Consider the following 6045-nt stretch of genomic DNA (forward strand, 5'->3'; position numbering starts at 1 on the left):
GCTTACGCCGGTAATTGCCACTGTAGCTATTTTGAATACACTTGCTGTGTGGAATGATTTCATGACGCCATTGTTGTTCTTGCAATCCCGTTCAAAGGGTGTATTGCTCTTAGAAGTATTCCGCAACATTGGGCAATTCTCGACCGACTGGACGAATTTCTTCCCGATGATGCTCCTGGCGGTTGCACCACTCATTCTGTTCTACATTTTCATGCAAAAATATATCATTAACGGCATCACGTCCGGCTCGCTAAAGGGATAGGAGTATAAAGCTTTGCATGAGAAAGCTTTGAAGCTGAATACTTCTATTCCTAGATAGTGCGCTTGAGACGAACTAAATTTCAAGAAAAAAAAGCTGAGTGGATCGTTTTCATCCACTCAGCTCTTAGGGTTATTTTACAATAATTTGTATAACATCACTTACCGTTGTTCCGATTCCATTCATAAACTCACCGCGATATTGATAAATGCCAGGAGCTTTTCCCGAAATTTGTGTATTTGCCGATTGGGCATTTGGTGAGTGTGAAGATAAAGATTGCGTTTCAATAAGTTCGCCATTTTCATATAATCGATACTGTGCTGCGTTCGTGCCCCACCACATATTTGCAGTAATGGTATAGTTCCCATCTTGATCCCAGTTGTCACTGGATAACACAGGTTTGCCAGGATTCGCATCAATAACGGTGACGGTATGTGGTTCACATGAAGTCGTTCCATACAAATTCGATAACTCACATGTATACACATAGGTTCCATTTGGCTTGCCTTGAATTGGAATAATGGAAGTTTGGGCAGCTGGCGAATCAACGGGCAATGACTTCGTTTGGATCAATTGGCCATTCTCGTACAACTTATACAGTGAGCCATTGGTTCCCCACCACATATTCATCGCAACATCATAATTGCCATCATGTAAGCCTGTTGCAACACCGCTATTATTCGAAAGAGTCGGTTTACCTGGCGCCTCATTCACAATCAACTCCGGACTAACGGAATGCCGTTCGAATTTGACTGCATCAACCCTCGTATAGATCATATCGGCAGGAAGTGTTGGCGGGTCTACCGTTGTAGGAGTAACCCTGGTTAAACGAACATACTCGCTGCCGTCTCCTGTAAAGTCGAACGTTCCTAAATTAACCCAGCCCGATGAGCCAACTGTTGCATCGATATATGTGACCTCGGTACCTGACTGATGCTTCACTTCCACTTTGACATAATTATCGTTTGCCGTCGTATGGACGATCTTGTAGATGGAGACCGTATATTTCCCCTCTGGAAACTGGCCTTTCCACGTTGCTGATGATCCTTGTACTGTAGAGTAACGGGACTTAACCCCAATTTTGTATCCGGCTAAGTTGCTTTGGCTCCAAGACCCTTCTGTCGTGTATAACCCCGTTGTATTTGTACTGTCGACGATAACCGTTAGGTCCTTGATCGTGATGGTCAAAGGCGGTGTTGTTAAGGTCACTCCGTCAATCGTTACAGTGGCCCATACCTCAATGTGATCTGTGTCTCCATCGAGATTTAGAAGGGTCAATCTACCGCTGCTATCCACTTCAGCCAGATCCGTACGATCAACGAAATACTGCACATTGGCCTGTGTAAGATCACCGATCAAACCGTTATCCAAATAGCCGGTTACGCTCAGTTGTGCGGTTTGAGTCATTTGCAGCTCGTTCCGATCGGATAGGATCACCGCAGACTCCAATTGCGGCATCCTGTTCGGGTCTACCCACATTATTGCATCGGCAACTACACGAGACTTATTGGCCTTATTGGTTAGTTCCACGTACCCGCTATCGCCTGCTGCAAAAGGATAATCGCCTAAGTGCACCCAAGTTCCAGTTGCCGTTGTCTCATCAACAGCAACCGTCTCGGAACCCCCGCTATAATAAACGGTAAATGAGGCATTCGTTGCCCAGTTTTCACTCGCAGCCGTTATTTGCGGAAGCTTGTAATACACACTGTAAGTAACAGTATCCGGCAGCTCCGGCCGCCATATAATTTTGCTTGTCGCTGTGCCGGTCGTCGATTTGGCATACACATAGTTATCGTAGTAATAGTCGTTAGCCGTTGTATCCCTTATCCAGACCCCTTCTGTCTCCGCCTCGGTATTATCTACAATAATAGATGAACCCTCCTGCCAATCGGGTTGGACTGGAGTTTCGGATACCTTATCAGGCAGATAAAGTGTCCGTTTGCGGGTCTGTTTCCCGTCCGATTCCACGTAATAAGTGAAGGTTTGAGATAAGTCGTTCACCCGTATTGACCATTCCATCGGATAGATCGTATCTGGGATGGTTGTATACGTAGCCCCGCCATCCAAGGAATAATGGATTTTCGCTGGTTTCGTCGTTTTTGCCTGTACATAAGCATCATAAACCGTCTCGTCGGGCTTCACGATCAGCATCCCTTTAACCGCATCGATTGGACTGTGGGTATCGAAGAAGTAGCTTGCATCCGATGTATCAGCAGTTCTAACCTGATGCAGCGGCACATCAATCTGGAGTCCCTCTACAATGATAGCGGTTATCCCTTTGCTTGAAACCGTAGCTTGAATGATTCCGTTACTCATAACCGCTTGTTCTGGTGTACCATTATCGCGGATGATGGTTACGGTATAATCTTGTGACGGGTTGAACCCAATGATTTCCGCATTCAGTTCAATCGAAGTCTGAACTTCATCTGACGATGCGTTGCTTAGCCCGATATAGAATTTATCCCCGCTCTCTCCCGTTATCCAGTTCAATTGAGGATCGTTAGTCTGAATAATTCCCTTGGGCATCCAGAGCCAAACGTCGGAATTACCGTAGAAATGACCTGGCTTATTGCCATAAAGGTGATATTTGAACCATAAAAAATTCGTTTCGAATACGGAAGGAAATGTAATACTCCCGTTCGATTTTAATGATTGTTCGCTGATCAAATAATCCATCGTTTGCCCGAGCTGCCCCGGAATATGGTGATAATAGATGGATGTAGCCCCGCTTGGGCCTTCCAGAGGGAAATCCGGTTCAAGTTGGCTAACGGCAAAGCCCTTATAGTAATAACCTGGATAGCTGGAATATCGACCAATAACCGAATTATGAGCGATATCCTGCAGCAGTTTATCACCTGTATAGAGCGACAATCGCAGCATGAATGGAGCTTCCTGAGCATTCATCCGATAATAGCCGGTTGTGCTTCCTGCTTCAAACGTCAATCCGTTAGGTGAAACAAGCCAACTATCCGCTTGTACGCCTCCTGCTACATCTTCTGGGAGCTTGCTCCTAGGATATTGGTATTTACCGCTTTCCGGCCAATGGAACGACTCCGCGTAATTATACGTCTCGGGCTGCGGAATTGTAACGGTACCTTCAGGAACTGGTCGAGCAACGAACATGGTGGCATACCGTTTGGCTTCCTTATAAGCGGCATTCAAGTATTTGGGATCCAGAGTTTCCTCGTAAAGCTCCAAAATCTCCATCCACAGCTTGCTATAATAATAAATGAATTCATTTTTACTCACATTAACGGATTCAGGAGTATCGATATGCTGCAGGATATAGCTGTCGGCTGCATCCTTGGCAGCCTGTAAATACTGCATATCTCCCGTCATCCGATACATCATCAGGGGCTGAATGACAGGACCCCGGTCTTTTTGGTCAGGATCACGCACGAGGTATTCTTCCTTTGCCAGCGCCCCAATTCCTGCCGAAGTGCCCATCATCTGATTGACAGCGGCTACGCTTGAAACATCGAACGGCAGGGTGGCCATTTTCCATAACGAAGGCACGCCGTACACTTTCTTCTGCGTCGGCGACCAACCGATGCCATTTCGCGAAACGCCATACTGGACGGACGGCAATGCTCTCGTATCGTAAAGCTGGTCATCCCCAGTCAAATAATAAGCCCCCAAAAGAACGGCATTCGAGCTTGTTCGAACGCTATCCTCGTTTTCGATATCAATAAAGCCCTTGGCACGGCTCCACCACCCGCTGGGTGACGGGACAAACTGAACAGAGTCGTCCCCTTGCGGCTCTACCTTAAGCAGATCGATCATATTGAACATCGCGTCGGTAAGCGACAGGCCTGAGACATTTTCCCGATATGCCGAATAACCGTACTCATTGCGAAGAATATCCGCGTAGGACTCATAAAGATTGCTTTTTTGTGCGATTAGCCCCATATGAAATTGATAGGTGTTTTCTGCGGTCATTTGCGAATAAGTCCCTAATTGAGGAGCATATAGGATTGGCTGCACGCTGCCTTCGTTGTTGACAAGGCTCATGCCAAGCCGTTGTTTCGTAACGCCTCCCGTCGGTTCAAATTCAACCRGAAGCTCTTCCGAAGGTACAAATACCCCATACGTCAAAGGATTCCCCGCGCCGTCATTCTTCTCCACCAGACTCATCGGAGCGCTCAGCTCCCTAAGGCTTGTGGATTCCACCGTACCAACCATTTTTGCATGCGACCTAAATCCATTTAATACTTCATTGATGCCAGTGATTTGCTCTGTTGTGAAGGACTGATATCCAATCACATAATTGCCATCGCGGCGAGGCGTGAAGGTGAAGGAAACATCTGGTTTATCCCCTGCCATGGACCAGTTCACTTCAAAATCGTAATCACTGCCATGCATAGAATCGGTTAAAACCGCCGTGTGGCTGTCTGGAAAATGGATTCCGTCGAATGTAATCCAGCGTTTGTTCATCGTATCGTAGTAATTGGTTCGACTCCCCGCATTCCCATCCAATAAAACCCACTGCTCCTCAAGCCTTTCCGACACATTGTTTATTGGCATCCAGTTCCCCGTATCCGTGTTCTTGTAGAACATGTCACGAACGATGGATTTGCCTCCATCCCATGCTGCCTCATAAAAGGTCGCCTTATAGTTTGCATTTTCAATGCTGCCTTTTTCTGTGTAACTGAGATTCGCTAATGCACGGCTCCGCAGCGCGGGCAACGGCGGAGCTTGCTGTCGGATATTCCCTTCAAATTTGACTGCATCGGCCCGAGTAATAATCGTGCCCGTCGTAGGTTGCATTCGAGTCAGCCTGACAAATTCGGTATCTTCACCACTAAAATAATACTCTCCCAAATCCACCCATCCGACCGATGGACCTGACGTAGGTCTAAGATCCATAAACAAAACATCCGTAATCCCGTTGTGAACAATCTCAATCTTTACATTACTGTCTGCTTTATCCGCCCAATCAAGCTTATAGAACGATATTCTCGCCGTCCCTGCATCCAAGCGTGGATTCCAAGTGATGCTTCTACCTACCGCGTCCGTATATTTGGAACTGGAATTATTGTATCCTTTCACTCCCGCACTTGTGGTCCAATAAGGAGCGGAGAACCCGTTACTCGCGTTACCTGCATCTACGGTGACGATATTATCAATGGTGAGGCTTCGATCATCAATAATGATCGTCTTATGCGGCTCTTTCTGCTGAATATTCCCTTCGAACTTGACCGCATCTGCTCGCGTAAGTATCGTGCTCGTGGTGCTGGTAGACCGTGTCATTTTAACGAATTCTTCACCAACCCCAGAAAAATAGTACTCTCCCAAATCAACCCATCCCACTGGAGGGCCAGATGAGGGTCTCAGATCCAGAAAGAGTACATCCGTCGTTCCATTATGAACGATTTCGATTTTTACATTGCTATCAGCCTTATCCTCCCAGTTAAGCTTGTATAACGATATTTTCGCCGTTCCTGCTTCCAAGCGCGGATTCCATGTTATCGATCTGCCTGCTGTACTCGTATATTTGGAGCTGGAATGATCATACCCCTTCACCCCTGTGCTAGTGGTCCAATTTGGAGCCGAATATCCATTGTTCTCGTTACCCTCATCAAGTGTCACAACATCATTAATTGTGATGCTTCCGTCATCGATGATAATCGTCTGATAAGGTAAGGTCTCCGCATAAGCGGTCGTTATTCCGACCAGACTGAAAGGAACTACTATCGTCAACATGAAAACGATGAAGAAAAACAGCTTCCTTTTGACCAAACCACTCACAGCCTCTCCTTTAAATGATAACGCTTCCAAAATAATAA

Annotated in this window: 1 protein-coding gene and 1 pseudogene; one reads left to right on the plus strand and one right to left on the minus strand. The window is 46.4% G+C overall.

Annotated features, from left to right (window positions below):
• Positions 1-262, plus strand: a pseudogene (locus AC1DSE_RS28430) (carbohydrate ABC transporter permease); the annotation flags it as partial.
• A 129-nt stretch (positions 263-391) separates the two neighbouring features.
• On the opposite strand, the gene AC1DSE_RS28435 reads toward AC1DSE_RS28430, so the two are convergent.
• On the minus strand, positions 392-6007 hold the full coding sequence (locus AC1DSE_RS28435) for a golvesin C-terminal-like domain-containing protein (protein ID WP_477528570.1): 5616 nt from the start codon (positions 6005-6007) through the stop codon (positions 392-394).
• Positions 6008-6045 lie beyond the last annotated feature (38 nt).

The organism is Paenibacillus sp. 01L418 (assembly GCF_056400045.1).